Annotated in this window: 20 protein-coding genes and 1 rRNA gene; 17 read left to right on the top strand and 4 right to left on the bottom strand. The window is 62.6% G+C overall.

The window, feature by feature from the left end; genetic code table 11:
* Positions 1–94: 94 nt before the first annotated feature.
* On the bottom strand, positions 95–691 hold the full coding sequence (gene orn, locus LSO07_RS09020) for an oligoribonuclease (protein WP_170846480.1): 597 nt from the start codon (positions 689–691) through the stop codon (positions 95–97).
* Positions 692–747: 56 nt separating this feature from the next.
* Here orn and LSO07_RS09015 point away from each other — a divergent pair, with 56 nt between their 5' ends.
* The 15 genes from LSO07_RS09015 (at position 748) to ppnP (ending at position 18,681) form a co-directional block, all read left to right on the top strand.
* The gene (locus tag LSO07_RS09015; protein ID WP_151093441.1) at positions 748–2,028 is read left to right on the top strand and encodes a M48 family metallopeptidase; all 1,281 of its coding nucleotides are present in this window, start codon (positions 748–750) and stop codon (positions 2,026–2,028) included.
* Positions 2,025–2,390 (top strand): 4a-hydroxytetrahydrobiopterin dehydratase, encoded by a 366-nt coding sequence (locus tag LSO07_RS09010; RefSeq protein WP_070259695.1) that lies wholly within the window; start codon positions 2,025–2,027, stop codon positions 2,388–2,390. Before LSO07_RS09015 ends, LSO07_RS09010 begins: the two co-directional genes overlap by 4 nt.
* Positions 2,387–3,292, top strand: a complete 906-nt coding sequence (gene rsgA / locus LSO07_RS09005; protein WP_099665016.1) for a ribosome small subunit-dependent GTPase A — start codon at positions 2,387–2,389, stop codon at positions 3,290–3,292. The genes LSO07_RS09010 and rsgA overlap by 4 nt, the downstream gene beginning before the upstream one ends.
* 269 nt (positions 3,293–3,561) lie before the next feature.
* The gene (locus LSO07_RS09000; protein WP_151093439.1) at positions 3,562–4,014 is read left to right on the top strand and encodes a hypothetical protein; all 453 of its coding nucleotides are present in this window, start codon (positions 3,562–3,564) and stop codon (positions 4,012–4,014) included.
* 181 nt (positions 4,015–4,195) lie between these two features.
* Positions 4,196–7,045 (top strand): ATP-binding protein, encoded by a 2,850-nt coding sequence (locus LSO07_RS08995; RefSeq protein WP_225317227.1) that lies wholly within the window; start codon positions 4,196–4,198, stop codon positions 7,043–7,045.
* Positions 7,046–7,330: 285 nt separating this feature from the next.
* Positions 7,331–8,251: an ornithine carbamoyltransferase gene (gene argF / locus LSO07_RS08990; RefSeq protein ID WP_070290636.1), complete on the top strand. Its 921-nt coding sequence runs from the start codon at positions 7,331–7,333 to the stop codon at positions 8,249–8,251.
* A 69-nt stretch (positions 8,252–8,320) separates the two neighbouring features.
* Complete coding sequence (locus tag LSO07_RS08985; protein ID WP_034759383.1) at positions 8,321–9,556, top strand: argininosuccinate synthase; 1,236 nt, start codon at positions 8,321–8,323, stop codon at positions 9,554–9,556.
* A gap of 186 nt (positions 9,557–9,742) precedes the next feature.
* Complete coding sequence (locus LSO07_RS08980) at positions 9,743–11,554, top strand: methyl-accepting chemotaxis protein (RefSeq protein WP_151093435.1); 1,812 nt, start codon at positions 9,743–9,745, stop codon at positions 11,552–11,554.
* 4 nt (positions 11,555–11,558) lie between these two features.
* On the top strand, positions 11,559–12,014 hold the full coding sequence (locus LSO07_RS08975; RefSeq protein ID WP_151093433.1) for a chemotaxis protein CheW: 456 nt from the start codon (positions 11,559–11,561) through the stop codon (positions 12,012–12,014).
* A complete protein-coding gene (locus LSO07_RS08970) occupies positions 12,011–13,261 on the top strand; it encodes a CheR family methyltransferase (RefSeq protein WP_151093431.1) in 1,251 nt (416 codons plus the stop codon). The genes LSO07_RS08975 and LSO07_RS08970 overlap by 4 nt, the downstream gene beginning before the upstream one ends.
* A 9-nt stretch (positions 13,262–13,270) precedes the next feature.
* Complete coding sequence (locus LSO07_RS08965) at positions 13,271–13,957, top strand: chemotaxis protein CheW (protein ID WP_070277945.1); 687 nt, start codon at positions 13,271–13,273, stop codon at positions 13,955–13,957.
* Positions 13,954–16,242, top strand: a complete 2,289-nt coding sequence (locus LSO07_RS08960; protein ID WP_151093429.1) for a hybrid sensor histidine kinase/response regulator — start codon at positions 13,954–13,956, stop codon at positions 16,240–16,242. The genes LSO07_RS08965 and LSO07_RS08960 overlap by 4 nt, the downstream gene beginning before the upstream one ends.
* Positions 16,243–16,252: 10 nt before the next feature.
* The gene (gene cheB, locus LSO07_RS08955; protein WP_151093427.1) at positions 16,253–17,305 is read left to right on the top strand and encodes a chemotaxis-specific protein-glutamate methyltransferase CheB; all 1,053 of its coding nucleotides are present in this window, start codon (positions 16,253–16,255) and stop codon (positions 17,303–17,305) included.
* Positions 17,306–17,315: 10 nt separating this feature from the next.
* Complete coding sequence (locus tag LSO07_RS08950; protein ID WP_151093425.1) at positions 17,316–18,341, top strand: diguanylate cyclase; 1,026 nt, start codon at positions 17,316–17,318, stop codon at positions 18,339–18,341.
* Positions 18,342–18,366: 25 nt separating this feature from the next.
* Positions 18,367–18,681 carry a pyrimidine/purine nucleoside phosphorylase gene (gene ppnP, locus LSO07_RS08945; RefSeq protein ID WP_151093423.1) on the top strand — a complete coding sequence of 105 codons (315 nt, stop codon included), beginning with the start codon at positions 18,367–18,369 and terminating at the stop codon, positions 18,679–18,681.
* Between the two features lie 75 nt (positions 18,682–18,756).
* On the opposite strand, the gene murB is transcribed toward ppnP, so the two are convergent.
* Positions 18,757–19,785, bottom strand: coding sequence for a UDP-N-acetylmuramate dehydrogenase (murB, locus tag LSO07_RS08940; protein ID WP_151093421.1), 1,029 nt, complete (start codon positions 19,783–19,785; stop codon positions 18,757–18,759).
* Between the two features lie 185 nt (positions 19,786–19,970).
* Between murB and LSO07_RS08935 the strand changes: the two genes are divergently transcribed.
* Positions 19,971–20,456, top strand: a complete 486-nt coding sequence (locus LSO07_RS08935; protein WP_034759416.1) for a YajQ family cyclic di-GMP-binding protein — start codon at positions 19,971–19,973, stop codon at positions 20,454–20,456.
* Positions 20,457–20,639: 183 nt separating this feature from the next.
* Positions 20,640–21,905, top strand: coding sequence for a nitronate monooxygenase (locus LSO07_RS08930; RefSeq protein WP_070277935.1), 1,266 nt, complete (start codon positions 20,640–20,642; stop codon positions 21,903–21,905).
* A 54-nt stretch (positions 21,906–21,959) separates the two neighbouring features.
* Here the strand turns inward: LSO07_RS08930 and LSO07_RS08925 are convergent, their stop codons facing one another.
* Together LSO07_RS08925 and rrf are read right to left on the bottom strand one after the other, a co-directional pair.
* A complete protein-coding gene (locus LSO07_RS08925) occupies positions 21,960–23,258 on the bottom strand; it encodes a leucine-rich repeat-containing protein kinase family protein (protein WP_151094128.1) in 1,299 nt (432 codons plus the stop codon).
* 110 nt (positions 23,259–23,368) lie between these two features.
* Positions 23,369–23,481, bottom strand: a 5S ribosomal RNA gene (gene rrf / locus LSO07_RS08920).
* Between the last annotated feature and the right edge of the window lie 4 nt (positions 23,482–23,485).

The raw sequence follows: 23,485 nt of genomic DNA, 5'->3' as shown, positions 1-23,485 counted from the left end.
TCGGATTACGCTCCGCTAATCCGACCTACGCCCCCGGCGCGGCGCGCCATATGTAGGTCGGCTTAGCGCCTGGGCGCGTAAGCCGACAACACTATTACAATTTGATGAAGTGCTCGCGGTAGTACTTCAGCTCTTCGATCGACTCGAGGATATCGGCCAGCGCAGTGTGCTTCTGGTGCTTCTTGAAACCGGTGGCGATTTCCGGCTTCCAGCGCTTGCACAGCTCTTTCAGTGTCGACACGTCAACATTGCGGTAGTGGAAGAATGCTTCCAGCTTCGGCATGCCGCGTACCATGAAGCGGCGGTCCTGGCCGATGGTGTTGCCGCACATGGGCGACTTGCCTGCCGGTACGTATTTCTTCAGGAAGGCGATCAGCTCCGCTTCCGCCTGGGCTTCCGTCACGGTCGATGCCTTGACCTTGTCGATCAGGCCCGAGCGGCCGTGCGTGCCCTTGTTCCAGGCATCCATCTTGTTCAGGGTTTCATCCGACTGGTGAATCACGAACACGGGGCCTTCGGCCAGCAGGTTCAAGTGCATGTCCGTCACCACTACCGCCACCTCGATGATGCGGTCGGTATCGGGCTCCAGACCCGTCATTTCCATGTCGACCCAGACCAGGTTCATCTCATTTGGACGTGCGGGCACCGCGGGTGCGGGGGTGGATGCAGTTAAGTCGGTCGCTTGTGACATAATTCTCTCTTGGCCTAATCAAACTAAATAATCAGCCATTTTCTCACAGGCACAGAATGTATTCACTCGCGTTTTCGATTTTGTTTGTATCCGTCCTCGTTTTGACCCTCGCCGTGCGCTTCTGGCTCGCTTCGCGGCAGATCCGCCACGTGCTGGCGCACCGCGCCGTTGTCCCGCCCGAATTCGCGGAAAAAATCCCGCTGGCCGCGCACCAGAAGGCGGCCGACTACACAGTGGCAAAGACCAAGTTCAGCTTGCTGACCTTGCTGATCAACTATGCCGTGCTGATCGGTTTTACCTTGCTGGGCGGCCTGCAATGGCTGGCGCTGCACCTGAATGAATGGATGGGTCCCGGCTCGCCCATGTTGTACCAGATCGGCCTGATCGCCGCCTTTGCCGCCATTTCCGGCCTGATCGACCTGCCCTTCGACTATTACCGCCAGTTCGTGCTGGAGCAGCGCTTCGGCTTCAACACCATGGCGCGCAAGCTGTTTTTCACGGACATGCTCAAGGGCGTGGGCCTGGGCGCCGTCATCGGCTTGCCGCTGATCTGGGTCGTGCTGACCCTGATGGCCAAGTCGGGCGACCTGTGGTGGCTGTACGCGTGGTTCGTCTGGAGCGGCTTCCAGCTGCTGATGATGGTGCTGTTCCCAACCGTCATTGCCCCACTGTTCAACAAATTCACGCCGCTGGCCGACGAAGCGCTGAAAAGCCGCATCGAAGGCTTGATGCAGCGCGTCGGCTTCGCTTCGAAAGGCTTGTTCGTCATGGATGGCTCGAAGCGCAGCGCCCACGGCAATGCGTATTTCTCGGGCTTTGGCGCCAACAAGCGCATCGTCTTCTTCGACACCCTGCTGTCGCGCCTGGCGCCGCAGGAAATCGAAGCCGTATTGGCGCATGAACTGGGCCACTTCAAGCTCAAGCACATCGTCAAGCGCATCGCCATGATGTTCGTCATCTCGCTGGGTTTCCTCGCGCTGCTGGGCTTCCTGAAGACGCAGCCGTGGTTTTACGCGGGCCTGGGCGTCGATCCCGTGGCGCTGGCGCTGACGGGCCAGCCGACGGACGCGCTGGCGCTGCTGCTGTTCATGCTGGCCTTGCCCGTCTTCACTTTCCTGCTGGGGCCGTTGACGTCGCTCAGCTCGCGCAAGCACGAATTCGAAGCCGACGCCTTTGCCGCCACGCACACGCAGGCGGACGACCTGGTGTCGGCGCTCGTCAAAATGTATGAAGACAATGCGTCGACCCTGACGCCCGACCCGCTGCACTCGGCCTTCTATGACTCGCATCCGCCGGCCAGCGTGCGCATCCGCCACCTGAAAGGGGCTTCCGCATGAATACGCCATCCACTTCGCAAGACCTGGCTCAACTGAGCTGCACGCCGCGCCAGCAGGCGCTGGGCGACACGGATATCGCCACCCTGCACGCCCTGCTGCCCCAGTGGACGGTGCAAAACGGCAAGCTGTGCCGCGACTTCGGCTTCAAGAATTACTACCAGACCCTGGCGTTCGTGAACGCCCTGGCCTATATGACCCATACGCAAGACCACCATCCGGAGCTCATCATTACTTACAAAACCTGCGCCGTGCGCTACGACACGCACTCGGTCAACCAGGGTGCCGGCGGCCTGTCCGAAAACGACTTCATCTGCGCCGCCAAGGCCGACCTTATCTACCAGAGCAGCCAGGTGGCCCCATGAGCGAAGGCAAGTTGACGGGCATCATCATCGCCGCCCACGGCCGCCATTACCTGGCCGACGTGGACGGTGCCAAGCTGCAATGCGTAACGCGCGGCAAAAAAACCAATGTGGCCGTGGGCGACATCGTGCACCTGACGCGCACTTCCAACGACCAGGCCGTCATCGACCGCATCGAGGAACGCAAGACCTTGCTGTACCGGTCGGACCAGTACAAGTCGAAATTGCTGGCCGCCAACCTGACGCAGCTGTTCATCGTCGTGGCGACGGAACCGGGCTTTGCCGACGACCTGATCTCGCGCTCGCTGGTGGCGGCCGACGCGGCCGGCATCGAAGCGCGCATCATCCTCAACAAGACGGATGTAACGGCTTCGCTGGAGCGTGCCCGGGAACGCCTGCTGCCGTATTCCTCGATGGGCTATCCCGTCGATGAAGTGTCGGCGCGCGCCGAACCGGAGCACGCCGTGGCCACCCTGGCGCCCCTGCTGGCGGGCCAGTCGTCGATTCTCATCGGTCAGTCGGGCATGGGCAAGTCGTCCCTGATCAACCTGCTGGTGCCAGACGCGGACATCGCCGTGCGCGAAATCTCCGCCGCGCTCGACACGGGCAAGCACACGACCACCTTTACGCGCCTGTACAAGCTCGACGAACTGGGCGCGAACAGCTCCATCATCGATTCGCCCGGCTTCCAGGAATTCGGCCTGTACCACTTATCCGAGGGCATGCTGGAACGGGCCTTCCGCGAATTCCAGCCCTACCTGGGCGGCTGCAAGTTCTATAACTGCCGCCACCTGATCGAGCCGCAGTGCGCCATCCTGCAAGCCTTGTCCGAAGGTAAGATCGCCAAGATGCGCCATACCCTGTATGGCCAGCTGCTGCACGAATCGGCGCAAACGCTGTATTGAGAAATATTTCTCTCATTCAAATATAGCGCCGAAAAACACCCGGCAGGCGAAATTTAATTTCGCCTCCGAAGCCGCCTTCCGACTTTAATCCCAAAACCATTCATCTGCCGTTTTATGCGCTTCATCGCGTAAAACCTGCCTTCCATCGCCTGCCGCTGGCGCTGGCCAGGCACGTTTGCTAACTTGACACCAGTCCCTGCCGGAAACCTGCCAGCGACCACACGATCTAACTCTAACCAATCCCGTCATCCTGATCGAAGGTGAATGTCATGCATACCAAACGCTTCCTCCCTCTTATCGCCGCCCTGTTCGCACTTGTCGCCGGCGCCTCTCACGCGCAAACTGTTGCGGCTCCACAAACGACTGGCAGCGTTAGAGTCAGCAGCAACGCGTACTACCATGTCACGGCGCAGGAAGCGTCCGAGATCGAACGGCAATACCGCCTGTCGAACGGGCAACGCCTGGAAGTGCTCCAGCAGGGCAGCCACTTCTATGGCCGTCTGATCGACGACCGCGAAATGCAGCCAAAACCCAGTGTCAGAATCACTCCCGTCGGATCTGGCCAGTTTGCCACCCAGAAAGGTGCAATGTTCGCCTTCAGCAATGCGGGCGAACAGGTGACCATCGACAACGCCCAGCTGCTGTCGGGCCTGCGTCTGCCGGCCGACGTGCGCAGCATCAGCGGCGTCAGCGTCAACAGCGTTCGCCTGGTTTCACGCTAAGCGCACGGCAGAGCGTATGCGGCGCGGGGCAAATCGCCCTCGCCGGTGGCGCCATGCCAGATGAATAATCCTGACTGGCGTACTGAACAATTCCCCTGAATGCAGCTTACAATGCGATGACGCATGGCCTGTGCGGTCGCAGGCTGGCGCCACCGTTTGCAGGGAGAATGCTTGAATGGAAATGTTCGCGCTCGAACACGACGTAGCGCAGTGGGAAAGCGCATTGCTGCCGTTGCACGGCGCCGGGCGCGTACCGCTGCTGTTGTTGCTATCCTGGCATTTGCGCCAGCGTGATTGCAACAGAGCAATTGAGCTGAGCAAGGAAGCGCATCGGCTGCTGCCGCTGGCAGGCCTGGAAGCGGCAGCACTAGAACAGGCGCAGGCGCGCCTGCAACTGGTGCAGGCGGAAGTGGCCTGGCTGCAAGGTGCGCTCGATGCGGCCGAAAGCCTGGCCATGGCGGCGCACGCCATCCTGTGCGCGCATGGCGACGGCGCCGCTTGCGCCGACGCGCACTGGCTGCTGTCCTCGATTGCCGTCGACCGGGGCGACCATGCCCGCTGCGATGCCGAACTGCTGGCCGCTGCCGAACAGGCGCGCAGCGCCGGCGATGCGATGCGCGCCAGCCTGGCCGACGCGGCCACGGCGCGCTGGGCCGTGCTGCGCGATGCGCCGGCCGCCCAAGCGCGCTGGGGCAGCCACTTCCAGGCCGACGGCGCCAGCGGCAAGCTGCCCGCGCCGCTGGCTGCCTGGGTGCATGATTTCCGCGGCTTGCTGGCGCACACTTCGCGCGACCTGGGCACGGCCGCCGGCCACTACATGCAAAGCTACGAGGCGGCGCTGGAAAGCGGCCAGCTGCGCGGCGCCATCACGGCCGCCATCAATATCGGCGACTGCTTCGCCAGCCTCAACGACAACGAATCGGCCCTCGAATGGATGCAGTGCGCGCTGGACCTGGCGCGCCCCACCGGCTGGCCGCGCAGCATCGGCGCCTGCCAGACGCATACGGCCGAAACCATGCGCAAGCTGGGGCGGCTGGCCGCGGCCGAAGACTTGCTGCGCCAGGCGCTGCTCATCCTGGCCCCCGTGGCAGGCGCGCGCACCTATGCCAACGCCCTATTCCACCTGGGTGAACTGAGCCTGGACAAGGGCGACTACGACACGGCGCTCGACGCCTTCAGCCGGCTGGCGCAGCGCGCCGAAGCGCTGAGCCAGGCCGATTTCCGCAGTTTGGCGCAGCGCGGCAGCGCGCATGCGCTGTCCTACCTGGACCGCCCCGATGAAGCGCTGCAGGCGGCCGAACGGGCTTGCCAGCTGGCCACCGCGCAAGGCGACGCCATGCATCAGGTGGCGGCGCTGCGCGTCTTGTCCATGCTGCATGCGCGCCACGAGCTGCCACCGCCCGCAGGCATGCTGGAACGCAATCCCGCCCTGCATTTCCTGCACCAGGCGCTGCAGGTGGCCGCCTCCATCGAAGGCTATTCGCCGCCCGGCGAACTGCTCGATGCGCTGGCGCGCGAATACGCGCATGCGGGCGACTATGCGCGCGCCTACGATATCGCCCTCGATGCGGGCATGGCGCGTGAAAAAAGCCACACCCAGCAGGCGAGCAACCGCGCCACGGCCATGCAGGTCTACCACCAGACGGAACATGCGCGTTCGGAAGGCTATCACCACCGCGAGCTGGCCGCCTCCGAAGCGCGCCGCGCCGAAGTGCTGCAACAGACCAGCGACACCTTGGAACGGCTGTCGGCCATCGGCCAGGAAATCACCACCCACCTCGACGCCAGCGCTGTATTCCAGGTGCTGGACCGCCATGTGCACGCCTTGCTGCCAGTCAACACCTTCGCCGTCTACATGCTCGATCCGGCTGGCACGGCGCTGCGCCGCGCGCACGGCATGGAAGCGGGCCGCCCCCTGCCCGACAACGCCATTCCACTGAGCAATCCACGCGCCTACTCCGTGCGCTGCCTGCTGGGCCGGCGCGAAGTGTATATCGACCAGGTACCGCCGCGCCGCCATGCCTACACGGTGCCCGGCACCCTGCATAACCAGAGCGTGCTGTACGTGCCGCTGATGGTGGGCGAACGCGTGCTGGGCGTGATGACGGTGCAAGCTTGCCATGCCAACGCGTATGGCGAACGCGAGCGGCTGATCTTCCGTACCCTGTGCGCGTATGGCGCCATCGCGCTCGACAACGCCAGCGCCTACCGGCAATTGCAAGATGCCCAGGCGCAACTGGTATCGCAGGAAAAACTGGCTGCTCTCGGTTCGCTGATGGCCGGCGTGGCGCATGAACTGAATACCCCGATCGGCAACAGTTTATTAATCGCCAGTACCATGCAGCAAAAGACGGAAGACGTGGAACGCCTGATGAACGGCCCCGGCCTGCGCCGCTCGGACCTGGCCGCCTTCATCGACGATGCGAACAAGGCGTCGGCGCTGGTGATGCGCGGCCTGCGCAGCGCGGCCGACCTGGTCAACAGTTTCAAGCAGGTGGCCGTCGACCGTACCACCGAGCAACGGCGCCGGTTTGACTTGCAACAAGTAAGCAATGAAATCATCGCCACCGTCATGAACCGCATCCGCAGCTCGGGCCACCGCATCGAAGTGGAGATAGCCTTCGGCATCGCCATGGACAGCTATCCTGGCCCGTTCGGCCAGGTGATCACCAACCTGATCAACAATGCCCTGCTGCACGCCTTCCCCCCCGCGCCCAACGATGGCGGCGCCGGCGCGGGCTGCATGCGTTTGTCCGCCACGATGGAGGCGGCGCGCGTGCAGATCGTCTTCGAGGACAATGGCGGGGGCATCGCCGAACAGCACTTGTCGCGCATCTTCGACCCCTTCTTTACCACCAAGCTAGGCCAGGGTGGCAGCGGCCTGGGTTTGTCGATCAGCTACAACATCGTCACGGCCCTACTGGGCGGCACCATCCAGGTGGCCAGCAGCCCTGCCGGCACCCGCTTCACCCTGGACTTGCCCCTGGTGGCGCCCCAGCTGGACGGCGCTGCGCCCGCCAGCATCTATTAATCCACCGCCCCGTTGCCCGGGCGCAGACTTGCCTATACAAGTACGCGCCCGGCCAGTCTTTCCAATCTAAAAGCAAAACCCTTATAATTGAACGGCTGAAGTACTTGCCATTGCATTATTTTCAACTTGGCAAACCGCATCGTACCGCGCGACAGGCGTCGCGCTGGCACCGATCAACACAGCAGCGCGCCGGGCGAGGCAGTCATCAGACGAGATGTTTTACGCTGATGCAACCCGGCGGGAAAGGCACGCCGCCGGCGGCCTGCGCATCTTCAAGTGGTCATTATGTCGACAAAAAAACCGATCAAGCACTACCTCCAGTTCTCCGATTTCACGTTGGAAGAGTACGAATATGTGATCGAACGCGCCCATCTGATCAAGCGCAAGTTCAAGAACTACGAAATCTACCATCCCCTGATCGACCGCACCCTGGTGATGGTCTTTGAAAAGAACTCGACCCGCACGCGATTGTCGTTCGAAGCCGGCATGCACCAGCTGGGCGGCGCCGCCATCTACCTGAACACGCGCGACTCCCAATTGGGCCGCGGCGAGCCGGTGGAAGACGCCGGCCAGGTCATGTCGCGCATGTGCGACATCATCATGGTGCGCACCTTCGGCCAGGAAATCATCGAGCGTTTCGCCGCCAATTCGCGCGTGCCGGTGATCAATGGCCTGACCAATGAACACCACCCGTGCCAGGTCTTTGCCGACATCTTCACCTACATCGAACACCGCGGCTCGATCGCCGGCAAGGTCGTCGCCTGGATCGGCGACGCCAACAACATGCTGTACTCGTGGCTGCAGGCGGCCGAAGTGTTCGGCTTCCACGTCAACGTGTCGACGCCGAAGGGCTACGACATCGACCTGTCGCAAGTCAAGACCGAGCGCTACACCTTCTTTGCCAACCCATCCGACGCCTGCGAAGGCGCGCACCTGGTCAACACGGACGTGTGGACCAGCATGGGCTACGAAGCGGAAAACGCGGCCCGCATCGCCGCCTTCGACGGCTGGATCGTCGATGGCGCGAAGATGGCCCGCGCGGCGCCCGACGCGCTATTCATGCACTGCCTGCCCGCCCACCGCGGCGAGGAAGTAGCCGCCGAAGTGATCGACGGCCCGCAATCGGTGGTGTGGGATGAAGCGGAAAACCGTTTGCACGTGCAAAAAGCGCTGATCGAATACCTGTTACTGGGTAAAATCCAATAATTCGCCTGGAACTGCAGAACTCCCGGCAGCATCGCAACACATATATCGACAACGACAACTGGAAGCAATATGAGCGACATTAAAAAAGTAGTCCTGGCCTATTCCGGCGGACTCGACACCTCCGTCATCCTGAAATGGCTGCAAGATAACTACCAGTGCGAAATCGTCACCTTCACGGCCGACCTGGGCCAGGGCGAAGAACTGGAACCGGCGCGCGCCAAGGCCATCAAGTTCGGCATCAAGCCGGAAAACATCCATATCGAAGATGTACGCGAAGAATTCGTGCGCGATTTCGTCTTCCCGATGTTCCGCGCCAATACCGTCTATGAAGGCGAATACCTGCTGGGCACCTCGATCGCCCGTCCTTTGATCGCCAAGCGCCTGATCGAAATCGCCAACGCCACCGGCGCCGACGCCATCTCGCACGGCGCGACCGGCAAGGGCAACGATCAGGTGCGTTTCGAACTGGGCGCCTACGCGCTGAAGCCAGGCGTGAAAATCATCGCTCCATGGCGCGAGTGGGATCTGCTGTCGCGCGAAAAACTGCTGAAGTACGCGGAAGACGCCGGCATCGAAATCGACATGAAGCACAAGAACGGCGGCGCGCCGTACTCGATGGACGCCAACTTGCTGCACATCAGCTTTGAAGGCCGCCACCTGGAAAACCCGAGCGCCGAAGCGGAAGAAACGATGTGGCGCTGGACCGTCAGCCCTGAAAAGGCCCCGGACGAAGCGGAATACCTGGACATCGAATACGAAAAAGGCGACATCGTCGCCATCAACGGCGTGCGCATGTCGCCTGCCACCGTGCTGGCCGAACTGAACAAGGTTGGCGGCAAGCATGGCGTGGGTCGCCTGGACCTGGTGGAAAACCGCTACGTCGGCATGAAATCGCGCGGCTGCTATGAAACCCCGGGCGGCACTATCATGCTGAAAGCCCACCGCGCCATCGAATCGATCACCCTGGACCGCGAAGTGGCCCACCTGAAAGATGACCTGATGCCGCGCTACGCATCGATGATCTACAACGGCTACTGGTGGGCGCCTGAGCGCGTTGCCCTGCAAACCCTGATCGACCACACGCAGGAAACCGTGAACGGCTGGGTACGCATCAAGCTGTACAAAGGCAATGTCATCGTCGTCTCGCGCGATTCGAAGACGGATTCGCTGTTCGACATGAACATCGCCACCTTCGACGAAGACGGCGGCGCCTACAACCAGGCCGACGCAGGCGGCTTCATCAAGCTGAATGCCTTGCGCATGCGCATCGCCGCCATCGCCCGCGAAAAGCGCGGCCAGAAGTAATTAGTTGCCGGGAGGCACTGCCTCCCGCAGCTGCCTGAGCCGCCCACGGGCGGCTTTTTTGCGTCTGGAGCGCACTCTGCCGCAAATTACGCCCCGCCACGTCCCGAGATCGCCCCCATTTTGCTGTCCGCATGGCAAAATGCTACAGTGCAATTGTGCTGACCTTCCCGCTTCCGGAGCCCTCCCATGTTCAAAGACCTGAGTATCAAGAATAAACTGTACCTGGGCTTCGGCTCCATCGTGGCCATCATCCTGATCCTGCTGGGCGTGGCCTACAACAGCTTTTCGCGCCTGTCGGAAGCTAATGCATGGGACCGCCACACGATGGAAGTGCTGGTCGAGATCGACAGGATTCACAATTCCATCCTGCAAATCCAGGTGGAAGCACGCGGTTTCATCCTCACAGGCAACGAAGCCTCGCTGAACCCTGGAACGGACGAGATGGCGGTGCTGAGCCAGCACACGCAAAAAGCCATCGCCATGACGGTCGACAACAAGGTACAGTCGGAACGCTTCCGCAAGATCGACCAGCTGACCACCACCTGGGTCAAGGAGTGGATCAATCCCCTGATCGAGAAGCGCCGCGCGCTGGGCAACGCGCCGGGCGCCACGGAAGCGGTGGCGCGCACCATGCCGCCGACCGGCTACCCGGCCGTCGCGCAAGCGAACAAACTGCTTGACGAAGCCGCCGCCGAAGAAAACCGCCTGCTGGCCGAGCGCACGGCCACGTCAAGTCGCCTGCAGGAAACCATGCTGCTGACGCTGGCGCTGGGCGGCGTGCTGTGCGTGGTGCTGGCGCTGGGCATTTCCTACCTGCTGGGCCGTTCCATCCTCGGCCCGCTGAACAGCCTGACGGACGCCGTCGGGCGCATCGCCGGCGGCGAGCAGGGCGCGCGCGCCGCCATCATCTCGCGCGACGAGCTAGGCAAGGTGACGGAAGAATTCAACCGCATGGCGCAAACCATCCAGGACAACCAGGCCAACGAACTGGCCGCCACCAACACCTTGCGGGCCAAGGTCGATTCCCTGCTGGAAGTGGTGTCGAAGGCGGCCTCGGGCGACCTGACGGGCAAGGTCGGCATCACCGGCAATGACGCCATCGGCCAGCTGGGCAACGGCCTGGCGAAGATGTTCGAAAACCTGCGCAGCCTGCTCAACAATGTGCAAAAGGCCGGCATCCAAGTGACGACCTCGGCCACGGAAATCGCCGCCTCGGCACGCCAGCAGGAAGCCACGGGCATCGAACAGGCGCAAACCAGCGTGGAAATTCTCAGCACCACCAAGGAAATCTCGGCCAACACGAGCCAGTTGCTGAAAACCATGGAAGACGCCACCGCCGTAGCCGACTACACGACGAATGCCACGGCCGAAGCACAAAACAACCTCAAGCGCATGGACTCGACCATGCAGCACATGGTCTCGGCCACCGATTCCATCAACGCCAAGCTGGCCGCCCTGTCGGAAAAAGCCAGCAATATCAATAGCGTGCTGATCACCATCACCAAGGTGGCCGACCAGACCAACATCCTGTCGCTGAACGCCGCCATCGAGGCGGAAAAAGCGGGCGAGGCGGGCCGCGGCTTCTCCGTGGTGGCGACGGAAATCCGCCGCCTGGCCGACCAGACGTCCGTCTCCACCTGGGATATCGAGCAAATGCTCAAGGAAATGCAGTCGGCCGTTTCGGCCAGCGTGATGGGCATGGATAAATTCTCGGAAGAAATTCGCCGCAGCGTGGGCGAGGTGCGGCAAGTGGCGGAACAATTGTCGTCCGTGATGGACCAGGTACAGAAACTCACGCCGCAATTCGATGCCGTGCTGCAAGGCATGCAATCGCAGGCCATCGGCGCCTCGCAGATTTCCGATACCATGATGCAGCTCAACGATGCCACGCAGCAGACGGTGGAATCGCTGAAAGCCACCAGCGAAGCGGTGCACCAGCTGCAATATGCGGCGGGCGACCTGCAGTCGAGCGTGTCGACCTTCGCCGTCACCATCTGATCCCATGAAAGTACTGCTCTTTCACATCGGACGCGACCGCTATGGCCTGCCCCTGGCCGGCATCGTGCGCGTTCTGCCGCTGCTGGAGCTGAAACAGTTGCCGCTCACGCCAGACTACGTGGCCGGCCTGATGGACTTGCACGGCACGCCCGTGCCCGTGATCGACCTGTCGCGCCTGGCCGGGCTGCCTGCCGCCGCCGCGCAGTTCGACACGCGCATCGTCATCATCGACTACCGCGCGCCTGGCGGCGCCACGCATGCGCTGGGCTTGCTGGCCTCGCAGGTGCGCGGCATCGCCGACATCGATGCGGAAAAGCTCGACGACAGCGGCGTGGCGACGGCGCCCTTCCTGGGCCAGGTGGCCAGCGACGCCGACGGCATCGTGCAACTGGTGGAACTGGAGCACCTGCTGCCGCCCGACGTACGCGCGCTGCTGTTTCAAGACGCGGGCGCGGCATGACGGCACAAGCCCTGCTGCGCCGCGCGACCGGCCTGTCCGTCTCCAAAGCCGTGGCCGAACGGGCCGTCGGCCAGCGAATGGAGCAAACGGGCTTCAGCGATAGCGAGGCCTACCTGCAGGCGCTCACGCCGGCCGAAATGACGCAATTGATCGAGCTGGTGGTGGTGCCGGAATCGTGGCTGTTCCGCGACCCGCAGGCGTTCTACGCCACCGTCGAACTGGTACAGGAACGCTGGGCACGGGGGCGCGCCACGCGCATCCTGTCGATCCCGTGCGCGGGCGGCGAGGAACCGTATTCGATGGCCATGGCGCTGCGCGACGGCGGCGTGCCGAAACAGGCGTTCAGCATCGATGCGTATGACCTGAGTCCAGGCTGCATCGAGCGGGCGCAGGCCGGCGTATATGGCCGCAATGCCTTCCGCGCGCAGGACGTGGCCTTCCGCGACCGCTATTTCACGCACGTGGCCGACGACGCCTACCGCATCATCGACTCCCTGCGCGAACAGGTAACCTTCAGGCAGGGCAATCTGCTGCAGTTCGATACCGCCACCTACAGCCGCCATTACGACGTCATCTTCTGCCGCAACCTCTTGATTTACTTCGACAAGCCGACCACGCGCGCGGCCATCCACAACCTGTCCGCCCTGCTGGCCGACGACGGCATGCTGCTGGCCGGCTATGCGGAAGTGCCGTCGTTCTGCCAGAACGGCTTTGCGCCGCTGCAGTTCCGCCAGGCCTTCGCCCTGAAGAAGGAGACGGCGGCGCCGGCCAGCCCCATGCAAGTGGCGCCGCTGCCGGCCGCGCGCTCCCTGCGCAGCGTGCCGCCCGCGCCAAGGCGCGCCGCCGCAGCCGCCCCTGCCGCCGCGACAGCGCCGCGCACGCGCCCCGTGTCCGTGCCATCGCCGGCGCCGGCCGCGCAAGCCGCGCAGGCCGATTTGCTGGCCGAGGCGCGCCTGCTGGCCGACCGTGGCCAGCTGCGCGAGGCCGGCGAAAAATGCCACGCCCACCTGGCCAGAGTGCCCGAGGCGGCGGAAGCGTATTTCATGCTGGGCATCATCAATGAACTGGCCGGCAAGATGGACCTGGCCGACGATTACTGGCGCCGCTGCATCTACCTGCAGCCCGACCATTACGAAGCGCTGTGCCACCTGTCCCTGCTGGCCGAACGCAATGGCAACCACACGGCCGCCGCCACCCTGAAGGCGCGTGCGGCGCGCATCTACCAGCGCCGCCAGGCGTCCAACTAAGGGGCAAGCATGACCAACCTCATCGCCACCGAGTCCCCCGCCGCCATCGACGACTGCTGGAACCATATCGGCGTGGTCGGCGACCAGAGCTGCCCCAAGCTGCCGGCCAATGTGCATTGCCGCAACTGCGACGTGTATGCGGGTGCCGCGCAGCGCAACCTGCAGCGGCCCGTGGATGAACACTACCAGCGCGACTGGGCCAGCCACTTCCGCCAGATCGATGCGGGCGGCGAAGTGCGCGACAGCTCGGTGCTGGTGTTTCGCATCGGCCGCGAATGGCTGGCGCTGCCCACGCGCGTGTTCGACTCCGTGGCGCCGCAGGCCAAGCCGCACGTGCTGCCGCACCGCGGCGGGCGCGGCCTGGCGGGCATCGTCAATATCGGCGGCAAGCTGTATCCATGCATGTCGCTGGCCAGTTTGCTGGGCATCGACGAACAGGGCGCGCCGCCGGCCAAGGGCCGCCACACGTTCGCGCGCCTGCTGCTGATGCGCTGGGAAGAGCAGGCCTACGCCCTGCCCGTGGCCGACCTGCACGGCATCGTGCGCTATGCATCAAGCACCGTGCAGGCGCCGGCGGCCACCATCAACAAGGGCCTGTCGCGCTATCTGTCCGGTGTCATCACCGAGGGCGACATGCGCATCGGCTGCCTCGACACGGCGCTGATCGGCTTTCAACTTGCGAGACTATTACGATGAGCCAGGACCAGCACGGCGACCTGAGTGCCTTTTCCATGCTGGACCTGTTCCGCATGGAGGCGGACAGCCAGACCCAGATCCTCACCGACGGCTTGCTGGCGATGGAGCGCCATGCGGGCGACGCGGCCGCCGTCGAGGCGATGATGCGCGCGGCGCACTCGATCAAGGGCGCGGCCGCCATCGTCGGCCTGCAGGTGGTGGTGCAGCTGGCGCACGGCATGGAAGACAGCTTTGTCGCCGCCCAGCATGGCCGACTGAAGCTCACGCCGGAGCGGGTCGATGTGCTGCTGTCGGGCGTCGACCTGATCGTGCAGCTGTCGCGCCTGGACGACGCGGGCGCCGAAGCATGGCTGGCCGCGAATGCGGCGCAGATCGACCAGACCCTGAACGCCATCGCCGGCATCGCCGAACTGCCCGAATTGCCGGCCCTGCCCTCGGCGCCTGCGCCCATGCCGGCGCCAGCAGCGGCCACACCACAGCTTCCCGTGGCCAGCGGCCTGGCGATAGAGGAGCCGGAAGCGGCCGCGCCTGCGCCGCGCACGGGAGCCGCACCAGCCAAGGCGCCCGCGCAAAACTTCGACAAATTGCTGTCGCTGGCCAGCGAATCGCGCATCAACGCGCACCAGATGCACCCGTTCATCGGCGCGCTGCAGCGCTTCAAACGCAACCAGAGCAGCCTGTTTTCCGCCATCGAGCACCTGCACGAAGCCATTGCCCGCGCGGGCGACGCGGGCCTGATGGAAAAATCGCTGCTGGCGCTGCAAAAGACGCAGCCCCTGAAGCAGTTCATGCTCGAGCACATCGCCGACATCGAAACCTATGAGCGGCGCCTGCTGGCCGTCTCGCAAGGCATGGTCGACGAAGTGCTGGCCCTGCGCATGCGCCCCTTCCGCGACGGCATCCATGCATTTCCCCGCATGGTGCGCGACCTGGCGCGCAGCCTGGGCAAGGAAGTGCAGCTGGAGATCGAGGGCGAAGACACCCTGGTCGACCGCGACATCCTGGCGAAGATCGAAAGCCCGCTGAACCACATGCTGAGGAATGCCATCGACCATGGCATGGAAGGCCCGTACGAGCGCATCGACGCGGGCAAGGAGGCGCTGGGCATGATACGCATGGAGGCGCGCCACCGCGCCGGCATGCTGAGCATCGAAATCAGCGACGACGGCCGTGGCGTCGACCTGGAAAAAATCCGCCAGTCCGTCATCGAGCGCAAGATGGCCAGCCCCGTCATGGCCGCCGCGCTGTCGCCGGGCGAGCTGCTGGAATTCTTGTTCCTGCCCGCCTTCAGCCTGAAGGAAAAGGCGAACCAATTGTCCGGCCGCGGCGTGGGCCTCGACATCGTACACGAGACGATACGCCAGCAAAACGGCACGGTGCGCCTGGAATCGGAGCCGGGCCGGGGTTTCCGCGCCCTGATCACCCTGCCGCTGACGCAATCGATCGTGCGCGCGCTGGTGATCGATATCCAGGGTGAAGCCTACGCCATCCCCATCGTCAAGGTGGAAAGCGTGGTGCGCGTACCGCAGGCGGCCATCCATACCTTGGAAAACAAGCAGTTCTTTGAACTCAAGGGCGAGCATCTGGGCCTGGTCTCGGCGGCGCAGGTGCTGGAACTGGGCGAAGCGGCCAACCAGGCAGAGGACTTGCCGGTGGTGGTGATCGGGCGCGGCAAGCAAAGCTATGCCCTGGTGGTCGACGCCATCCGCGGCGAGCAAAGCCTGGCGGTGCAGGCCATCGATCCGATCTTCGGCAAGATGCGCGACATTTCCGCCGCCGCCCTGCTGGACGACGGCGAACCGGTGCTGATCCTCGACGTGCCCGATTTGCTGCTGTCGATCGACAAGCTGCTGCACGAAGGCGGCCTGCACCAGCTGGCGCAGGCGGGCCACGCGCAGCAGCGCCGCGCCAAGCGTATCCTCGTCGTCGACGATTCGCTGACGGTGCGCGAGATGGAGCGCAAGCTGCTGCTGGCGCGCGGCTTCGAAGTCGACGTGGCCATCGACGGCATCGACGGCTGGAACGTGGTGCGCAGCGGCGAGTACGACCTGGTGATCACCGACGTCGACATGCCGCGCATGGATGGCATCGAACTGGTATCGCTGATCAAGAAGGACTTGCACCTGCACAAGCTGCCGGTGATGATCGTCTCGTACAAGGACCGCCCGGAAGACCGCGCGCGCGGCCTGTCCGCCGGAGCCGACTATTATCTGACCAAAGGCAGCTTCCACGACGAGACCTTGCTCGACGCGGTGGCCGACCTGATAGGAGATGCCCGCTTATGAGTTGTACTTCATGAAAATTGCAATTGCCAACGATGTCGCCATGGCCGCCGAGGCCCTGCGCCGCGTGGTGGCCAGCACGCAGGAACACCAGGTGCTGTGGATCGCCCGCACGGGGCTCGAAGCCGTGCGCATGTGCGAAGGCAACCGCCCCGACCTGATCCTGATGGACCTGAACATGCCGGAGATGGATGGCGTCGAGGCGACGCGCCTGATCATGGAGCAAAGCCCGTGCGCCATCCTGGTGGTCACGGGCCGCCCGCAAGACAATGTCAACCAGGTCTTCCGCGCACTGGGCGCGGGCGCGCTCGACGTCACGGCCACCCCCGTGCTGCAGGGACAAGTGGGCGGCGACAGCGAACTGCTGGCCAAGATCAAGACCATCGGCAAGCTGATACGCCACAGCGCAGAACCTCCGCCGCCGCGCCAGGCGAACGGCAATGGCGGCGAACGGGGCGACGGGCAAGTCACGACGCTGGTGGCCATCGGCGCCTCGACGGGCGGCCCTTCGGCCGTGGCCAGGGTGCTGTCCGGCTGGACGGCGCCGCCCGGCTGCGCCATCGTGGTGGTGCAGCACATCGATGAAACCTTTGCCTCGCACTTCGCCAAATGGCTCGATGACCAGCTCAGCATGCCTGTGCGCGTGATTGCCGAAGGCGACGAACTGGTGTCCGGCACGGTACTAATCGCCAAGACCAATGATCACCTGCTGCTAGATCAAAATTATCGTTTGGGTTACGATGCAGCACCACGCGAGTATGTTTACCGTCCTTCCGTCGATGTATTCTTCAACTGCGTGGCGGAGCACTGGCGCGGCGACGCCATCGGTGTATTGCTCACAGGCATGGGGCGCGACGGCGGCGATGGCTTGCTGGCCATGCGTCGCGCCGGCAAGACGACCATCGCGCAAGACCAGGCCAGCAGCGCCGTGTACGGCATGCCGCGCGCGGCGGCCGAACTCGATGCGGCGCAGCACATCCTGCCATTGGATAGAATTGGCGCCAGCCTGCGCAGCCGCCTGGGCGCCAAACTCAACAATGGGTGGGAGCCCTCCCCTAACATCTGAAAAGAATGCAATGCCAGAATTTTCCTCCAGCTTCATCCAGCAAGAACCCGCATTGACCGAATTCAAGGTCAGCGTCCTGCTGGTGGACGACCAGTTGATTATTGCTGAGGCAATCCGGCGCATGCTGAGCGATCAGCAGGATATCGAGTTTCACTATGTGACCGACGCCACCCAGGCGCTGGACACGGCGCTGCGTTTGCAACCGACCGTCATCCTGCAGGATCTGGTGATGCCGGGCATCGACGGCTTCGCCTTGATCAAGCTGTACCGCGAAAACGAGGCGCTGGCGCATGTGCCGGTGATCGTGATGTCGGCCAAGGATGACCCGAAACTGAAGGCGCACAGCTTTGCCGTCGGCGCCAACGATTACGTGGTGAAACTGCCAGACCGACTGGAGTTGCTGGCGCGCATACGCTATCACTCGGCGGCCCACATCAGCCGCTTGCAGCGCGACCAGGCTTTTCGTTTCCTGCGAGAAAGTCAAAAAAACCTGGCCGACGCAAATATCGAGCTGCAAAAACTGGCCGCCCTCGATGGCTTGACGGGCATCGCCAACCGCCGCCGCTTCGATGAAACTCTGCAATTCGAATGGCAGCGTGGCCAGCGCGACAAAACACCGCTGAGCTTGCTGTTCTGCGATATCGACCATTTTAAAAGCTATAACGATCACTTTGGCCACCTGGCGGGCGACCTGGGCCTGAAAAAAGTCGCCGCCGTGCTGACGGAACATTTGAAACGCCCGGCCGACCTGGCCGCCCGTTACGGCGGCGAAGAATTCGCCTTGATCCTGCCGGAAACAAATCCGGCCGGCGCGCTGCTGATCGCCGAAGCGTGCCGGCGCCATCTGGAAGGCTTGCAGATCGAGAATCCGGCGGCAAGCACGGGCATCGTCACCATCTCGATCGGCGTGGCCACCATTGTGCCGTCACCGGACTCGACGGTGGAGCAACTGATCAACCGCGCCGACCAGGCCCTGTACGCGGCCAAGCGTGGCGGACGCAACAGCGTGCTGAGCGCCGATGACGTCCAGGACTGATTTTTAACAGCAAGGAAAGTGAAGCATGAGCACACAACTGGACAATGTCAGCGTCGTCAAGAAGTCGAATATCTACTTTGACGGCAAATGCGTCTCGCATAACGTCATCCTGGCCGATGGCACGAAGAAAAGCGTGGGCGTGATTTTCGCGTCATCGTTGCGCTTCAATACGGGCGCGCCGGAAATCATGGAAATCGTCAGCGGCCTGTGCAAGGTGCGCCTGGCCGACGCGACAGAATGGAACAGCTATGCCGCGGGCACGCAATTCAAAGTGCCGGGCAATAGCTATTTTGATATTAAAACGCTCGAGACCGTCGATTACGTCTGCCACTTCGGTTAATCCATGCAGAAAAAACGTCCATGGCTGCGTTGCACTGCCTTGCCCTGAACATTTTTTCAAGCGCGGATTGACTATTTAGACAAACACAGGCTCGGGCGACAGGCGCACGCCATATTTCGCCTCTACATCATCCTGTATCGCTACAGCCAACCGGGTAATGTCCGCGCCACGAGCGCCGCCATTATTCACCAGAACCAGTGCCTGCTTGGGATACACTCCCGCGGGCCCCAGGTTTTTCCCCTTCCAGCCGCACTGATCGATCAGCCAGCCGGCCGCCAGCTTTTCCGTACCATCGGGCTGCGCATGGTGCACGAGGGTCGGGAAACGTTCCAGCAAGGCAAGACATTGCTCGCGCGACACCACGGGATTCTTGAAGAAGCTGCCCGCATTGCCAATGACGGCCGGGTCGGGCAATTTTCTCCGGCGAATCGCCATCACCGTCTCGGCTACCTGTTGTGCTGTCGGCTCGGCAAGATTGCGCTCGGCCACGGCCTGTGCCAGTTCCGCATAGCGCAAGTTCGGCTGCCACTCGGCCGGCAAGGCAAACGTGACTTCCAGCACGATCAGTTCGCGCCCGTCCGCCTGCTTGAAGATGCTGTCGCGGTAAGCGAAGCGGCAAGCATCGCGGTCCATGTCGAAGACGATGCCGCTGGCGCTGTGCATGACGCTCACGCTGTGCAGATAATCCTTGATTTCAACGCCATACGCGCCAATATTCTGGATAGGCGCCGCGCCTACCGTGCCGGGAATCAGGGACAGGTTTTCCAGCCCGCCCACGCCTTGCGCCAGGGTCCATTGCACGAAATCGTGCCAGTTTTCGCCGGCCGCGGCTGTGACGAGTATCGTCTCGAAATCCGCCTGCGCCAGGCGCATGCCGCGCGTGGCCATGTGCAGCACGGCGCCGGGAAAGTCGCCCGTCAGCACGATGTTGCTGCCGCCGCCCAGTATCAGGCGCGGCATGGCGGACAGGGCGGGATCTTGCAGCGCGGCGTGCAATTCGGCCTGCGAAGTAATGCGTACGTAGGCGGCCGCGTTGGCCGTGATGCCGAAGGTATTCAGGCGCTGGAGGGAGTAATTGTGTTCGATGGTGAGCTCTGCAGACATGGGATAGGAAAATTTTGCTCGATTATAGAGCGAAAGCGACAAAAAACCACCTCAGGACAAGGGCGACTTGCCCGTTGTCCGTTAAAATGTCGCATCTTTAACAGGGCCGTCCCATGGCGCAGAATCAGCCGCCAAGGCCCAGCGCGCCGAGCGTGCGCTCGCTTTAACAAGAAAAGGAACAGACCATGCCGTCATTTGATGTAGTCTCCGAAGCCGATATGATCGAAGTCAAGAATGCAGTCGAGCAATCCAACAAGGAAATCACGACCCGCTTCGACTTCAAGGGCAGCGACGCCCGCGTCGAGCACAAGGAAAACGAATTGACCGCGTTTGCGGACTCGGAATTCCAGCTCAGCCAGGTGCGCGACGTGCTGACCAACAAATTGACCAAACGCAAGGTCGATGTGCGCTTCCTCGACGAAGGTGACATCAAGAAGATCGGCGGCGACAAGGTCAAGCAGATCATCAAGATCAAGAATGGCATCGAATCGGATGATGCGAAGAAAATCGTGCGTGTCATCAAGGACAGCAAGATGAAGGTGCAAGCGAGCATCCAGGGCGAAGCCGTGCGCGTCACGGGCGCCAAGCGCGACGACCTGCAGGCGGCCATGGCCATGCTGCGCAAGGACGTGCCCGACATGCCGCTGGAATTTAACAATTTCCGCGATTAATTTCGATGATGCGCACGCTCCGGCCTGCGCTTGCACCGGCATGGCGGCAAGCTGCCTCGGAGCGCCTGCCCGCTTGGGGTAGAATTGAAGCTGCGCGCAGCTACATGCGCCCGCGCGCCTGACCGGCGGCGGGCTTGACCGTACATCTGGCTCAGTGATAACCACGGTAGTCTAAGGATAGCAATGAAACGTGTTGATGATTTCCGCCTGCGATTTGGCAAAAAAGAATATGTGCCCATCATGATAGGCGGAATGGGTGTGGATATTTCCACGTCGGAGCTGGCCCTGGAAGCGGCCCGGCTGAACGGTATCGGGCATATCTCCGATGCCATGGTGGAAGACGTGTCGGATCGCCGTTTCGACACCACCTTCGTCAAAGACAAGACGAAACTGTACAAGTTCAACATCAATAACAGCGACAAGGCCGTGGTGCAATTCGACCTGGGCCGTCTGGCGGAAGCGCAGCGGCTGCATATCGGCCGCACCATGGAAGCAAAAAAAGGCGATGGTTTGATCTTCGTCAATTGCATGGAAAAGCTGACCATGAATGGCCCGCGTGAAACCTTGCGCGTGCGTCTGAATGCGGCGCTGGACGCTGGCATCGACGGCATCACCCTGTCCGCCGGTTTGCACTTCGGCTCGTTCGCCCTGATGGCCGACCATCCGCGTTTCCGTGATGCCAAGCTGGGCATCATCGTCTCGTCCGTACGCGCCCTGCAGATTTTCCTGCGCAAGAACGCCAAGCTCGACCGTTTGCCCGACTTCATCATCGTCGAGGGGCCATTGGCCGGCGGCCACCTGGGTTTCGGCATGGACTGGGCCAATTACGACCTGCACACGATCACGGCGGAACTGCTGGCCTACCTGAAGGCCGAACAGCTGGATATCCCGCTGATCGCCGCTGGCGGCATCTTCACGGGCAGCGACGCCGTCTCCTTCCTGGAAGCGGGCGCGGCTGGCGTGCAAGTGGCGACGCGCTTTACCGTCACCAAGGAATGCGGCTTGCCAAACAAGGTCAAGCAGGAATATTACAAGGCCTCGGAAGAAGACATCATCGTCAATGGCGTATCGCCGACGGGCTACCCGATGCGCATGCTGAAGAACACGCCCGCCATCGGCGCCGGCATCCGCCCAGGCTGCGAATCGTATGGCTACCTGCTCGATGCAACGGGCAACTGCGCGTACATCAACTCGTACAACCGCGAAGTGGCGGCCCATCCGGAACAAAAAACCGTCGTCGTGATGGACAAGACGTGCCTGTGCACCCACATGCGCAACTTCAACTGCTGGACCTGCGGCCATTACACGTATCGCCTGAAGGACACCACGCATAAGCTCGACAACGGCGAATACCAGATCCTGACGGCCGAACACGTCTTCAAGGATTACCAGTTCAGTGTCGACAACCAGATCGCCCTGCCGGAAAAAGAAATCTTGGTGGCAAGCTGAATCTTGCCAGCCTGAAATGAAAATGGCGCAGCCTGCGAAGGCTGCGCCATTTTTTTATGCGGGGAGCATGTCCCGCAATGCCAGTTCGATCGCATAGAACCTTGGCCGCCGCAATATTTCTTCCTGCAAGCAAGTTTCTTGCAAGGCATGCAAGGCGGGCAAAGGCGTCGCACAATGCGCGATCAGTTCGCCCAGCAGCACGCCAAAGGCACGCGCCTCTATGCCCTGCAGCAAGTCCCCGCGCGGCGAGCCCGGCACAAACATGGACGCCGCGCCAAAGTCGCCCAGCAGGCAGGTACCAGCGTCCGCATGCAGGATATTGTGTGCATACAAGTCGCCATGCACGATGCCGCGCGCGTGCAGCTGGCACACGGCCGAAGCGATGCCATGGGCAATGGCCAGCGCTTGCGGAATATCAAAGCGCACACCATCGGCATACACGTCGCGCGTGCAAGATTCCAGGCTCGGTGGTCCCGCCAGGTTGCGAAAGGCCGCGTCGATGAGCGGCATGATGAGTCCCATTGCCCCTTGCGGATGCGCATCGAGCGTCCCGAGGATGGGAATCAGGCCCGGGTGCGCACCGGCGCCGACGCAGGCGGCCATTTCACTGCGCGGCAAGCCGTCGCTGGTCATGGCCCCCTTGAACACTTTGACGGCGACATCATCCACGCCATCCAGACAGGCACGGTAAATCACCCCCGATGCGCCCTCGCCCAGCTGCTGCGCCAGTTCCAGGCGCTGCCATGCCACGCCAGCCGCAGCTGTCCCGGCCAAGGCCGCCAGTTCCCGCGCTTCCGTGCAGGGATTGCCCGCATACGCGAGCCAGCTCAGGCGTGGCAGGGACAGCAGGCAGTCGGGCAGCGCCGTAAAACGGTTGGCGGCGATACGCACCAGTTCCAGACGGCGGCAGTTCGTCAACGAAGCGGGCAAGCTGTCCAGGCAATTTCCCGCCAACATGAGTTTCTGCAGCTCACTGCACTTGCCCAGTTCGTCCGGCAAGGCCTCGATGGCATTGTCGGTCAGGGTCAGCCAGCGCAGCCTGGCTGGCAAGGCGGCAGCAGGCACGTGGCGGATCCGGTTCGCCTTGAAACCGATCATACTCAGTTCTTCGCAGCTCCCCAGCACGACAGGCAAGCTGGTGAACAGATTATCCGAACAAAAAATGATGCGCAGCTTGTGCAGGCGCGGCAAGTCGTCGGGTAAAGTGGACAGCGCGTTGCCCGAGAGGTCGAGGATTTCCAGGCTGTCGGCCAGGTCGAAAATCGCGCGGGGAAAGTCGGTCAAGCCGCAGGACAGCTTCAGGCGGCGCAGGCCGGCCAGTTGACCAGCCCGTAATTGCTCCAGTGTATGCACAGCAGACAAGACATCCCTTTCAAAAACCCGGCAATCGCTGGTGCAGCTAAAACCAGCGGACGTAAAAAAACCCCAACCGGATCACCGGAAGGGGTTTTTTCGAATAACAAGCCTGACGATAACCTACTTTCACACTGGTTGCAGCACTATCATCGGCGCAAAGTTGTTTCACGGTCCTGTTCGGGATGGGAAGGGGTGGGACCAACTTGCTATGGTCATCAGGCATA

This window comes from Janthinobacterium sp. PLB04 (assembly GCF_021165895.1).
GTDB classification, from domain to species: Bacteria; Pseudomonadota; Gammaproteobacteria; order Burkholderiales; family Burkholderiaceae_D; genus Janthinobacterium; species Janthinobacterium lividum.
Note: the sequence above shows the minus strand (reverse complement) of the source record. Positions and strands in the feature narration are given on the sequence as shown.

Excerpts from the sequence above, each read along its gene's own strand:
- orn (WP_170846480.1), bottom strand. The coding sequence starts at position 691 with ATGTCACAAGCGACCGACTTAACTGCATCCACCCCCGCACCCGCGGTG.
- LSO07_RS09015 (WP_151093441.1), top strand. The coding sequence starts at position 748 with ATGTATTCACTCGCGTTTTCGATTTTGTTTGTATCCGTCCTCGTTTTG.
- LSO07_RS09010 (WP_070259695.1), top strand. The coding sequence starts at position 2,025 with ATGAATACGCCATCCACTTCGCAAGACCTGGCTCAACTGAGCTGCACG.
- rsgA (WP_099665016.1), top strand. The coding sequence starts at position 2,387 with ATGAGCGAAGGCAAGTTGACGGGCATCATCATCGCCGCCCACGGCCGC.
- LSO07_RS09000 (WP_151093439.1), top strand. The coding sequence starts at position 3,562 with ATGCATACCAAACGCTTCCTCCCTCTTATCGCCGCCCTGTTCGCACTT.
- LSO07_RS08995 (WP_225317227.1), top strand. The coding sequence starts at position 4,196 with ATGTTCGCGCTCGAACACGACGTAGCGCAGTGGGAAAGCGCATTGCTG.
- argF (WP_070290636.1), top strand. The coding sequence starts at position 7,331 with ATGTCGACAAAAAAACCGATCAAGCACTACCTCCAGTTCTCCGATTTC.
- LSO07_RS08985 (WP_034759383.1), top strand. The coding sequence starts at position 8,321 with ATGAGCGACATTAAAAAAGTAGTCCTGGCCTATTCCGGCGGACTCGAC.
- LSO07_RS08980 (WP_151093435.1), top strand. The coding sequence starts at position 9,743 with ATGTTCAAAGACCTGAGTATCAAGAATAAACTGTACCTGGGCTTCGGC.
- LSO07_RS08975 (WP_151093433.1), top strand. The coding sequence starts at position 11,559 with ATGAAAGTACTGCTCTTTCACATCGGACGCGACCGCTATGGCCTGCCC.
- LSO07_RS08970 (WP_151093431.1), top strand. The coding sequence starts at position 12,011 with ATGACGGCACAAGCCCTGCTGCGCCGCGCGACCGGCCTGTCCGTCTCC.
- LSO07_RS08965 (WP_070277945.1), top strand. The coding sequence starts at position 13,271 with ATGACCAACCTCATCGCCACCGAGTCCCCCGCCGCCATCGACGACTGC.
- LSO07_RS08960 (WP_151093429.1), top strand. The coding sequence starts at position 13,954 with ATGAGCCAGGACCAGCACGGCGACCTGAGTGCCTTTTCCATGCTGGAC.
- cheB (WP_151093427.1), top strand. The coding sequence starts at position 16,253 with ATGAAAATTGCAATTGCCAACGATGTCGCCATGGCCGCCGAGGCCCTG.
- LSO07_RS08950 (WP_151093425.1), top strand. The coding sequence starts at position 17,316 with ATGCCAGAATTTTCCTCCAGCTTCATCCAGCAAGAACCCGCATTGACC.
- ppnP (WP_151093423.1), top strand. The coding sequence starts at position 18,367 with ATGAGCACACAACTGGACAATGTCAGCGTCGTCAAGAAGTCGAATATC.
- murB (WP_151093421.1), bottom strand. The coding sequence starts at position 19,785 with ATGTCTGCAGAGCTCACCATCGAACACAATTACTCCCTCCAGCGCCTG.
- LSO07_RS08935 (WP_034759416.1), top strand. The coding sequence starts at position 19,971 with ATGCCGTCATTTGATGTAGTCTCCGAAGCCGATATGATCGAAGTCAAG.
- LSO07_RS08930 (WP_070277935.1), top strand. The coding sequence starts at position 20,640 with ATGAAACGTGTTGATGATTTCCGCCTGCGATTTGGCAAAAAAGAATAT.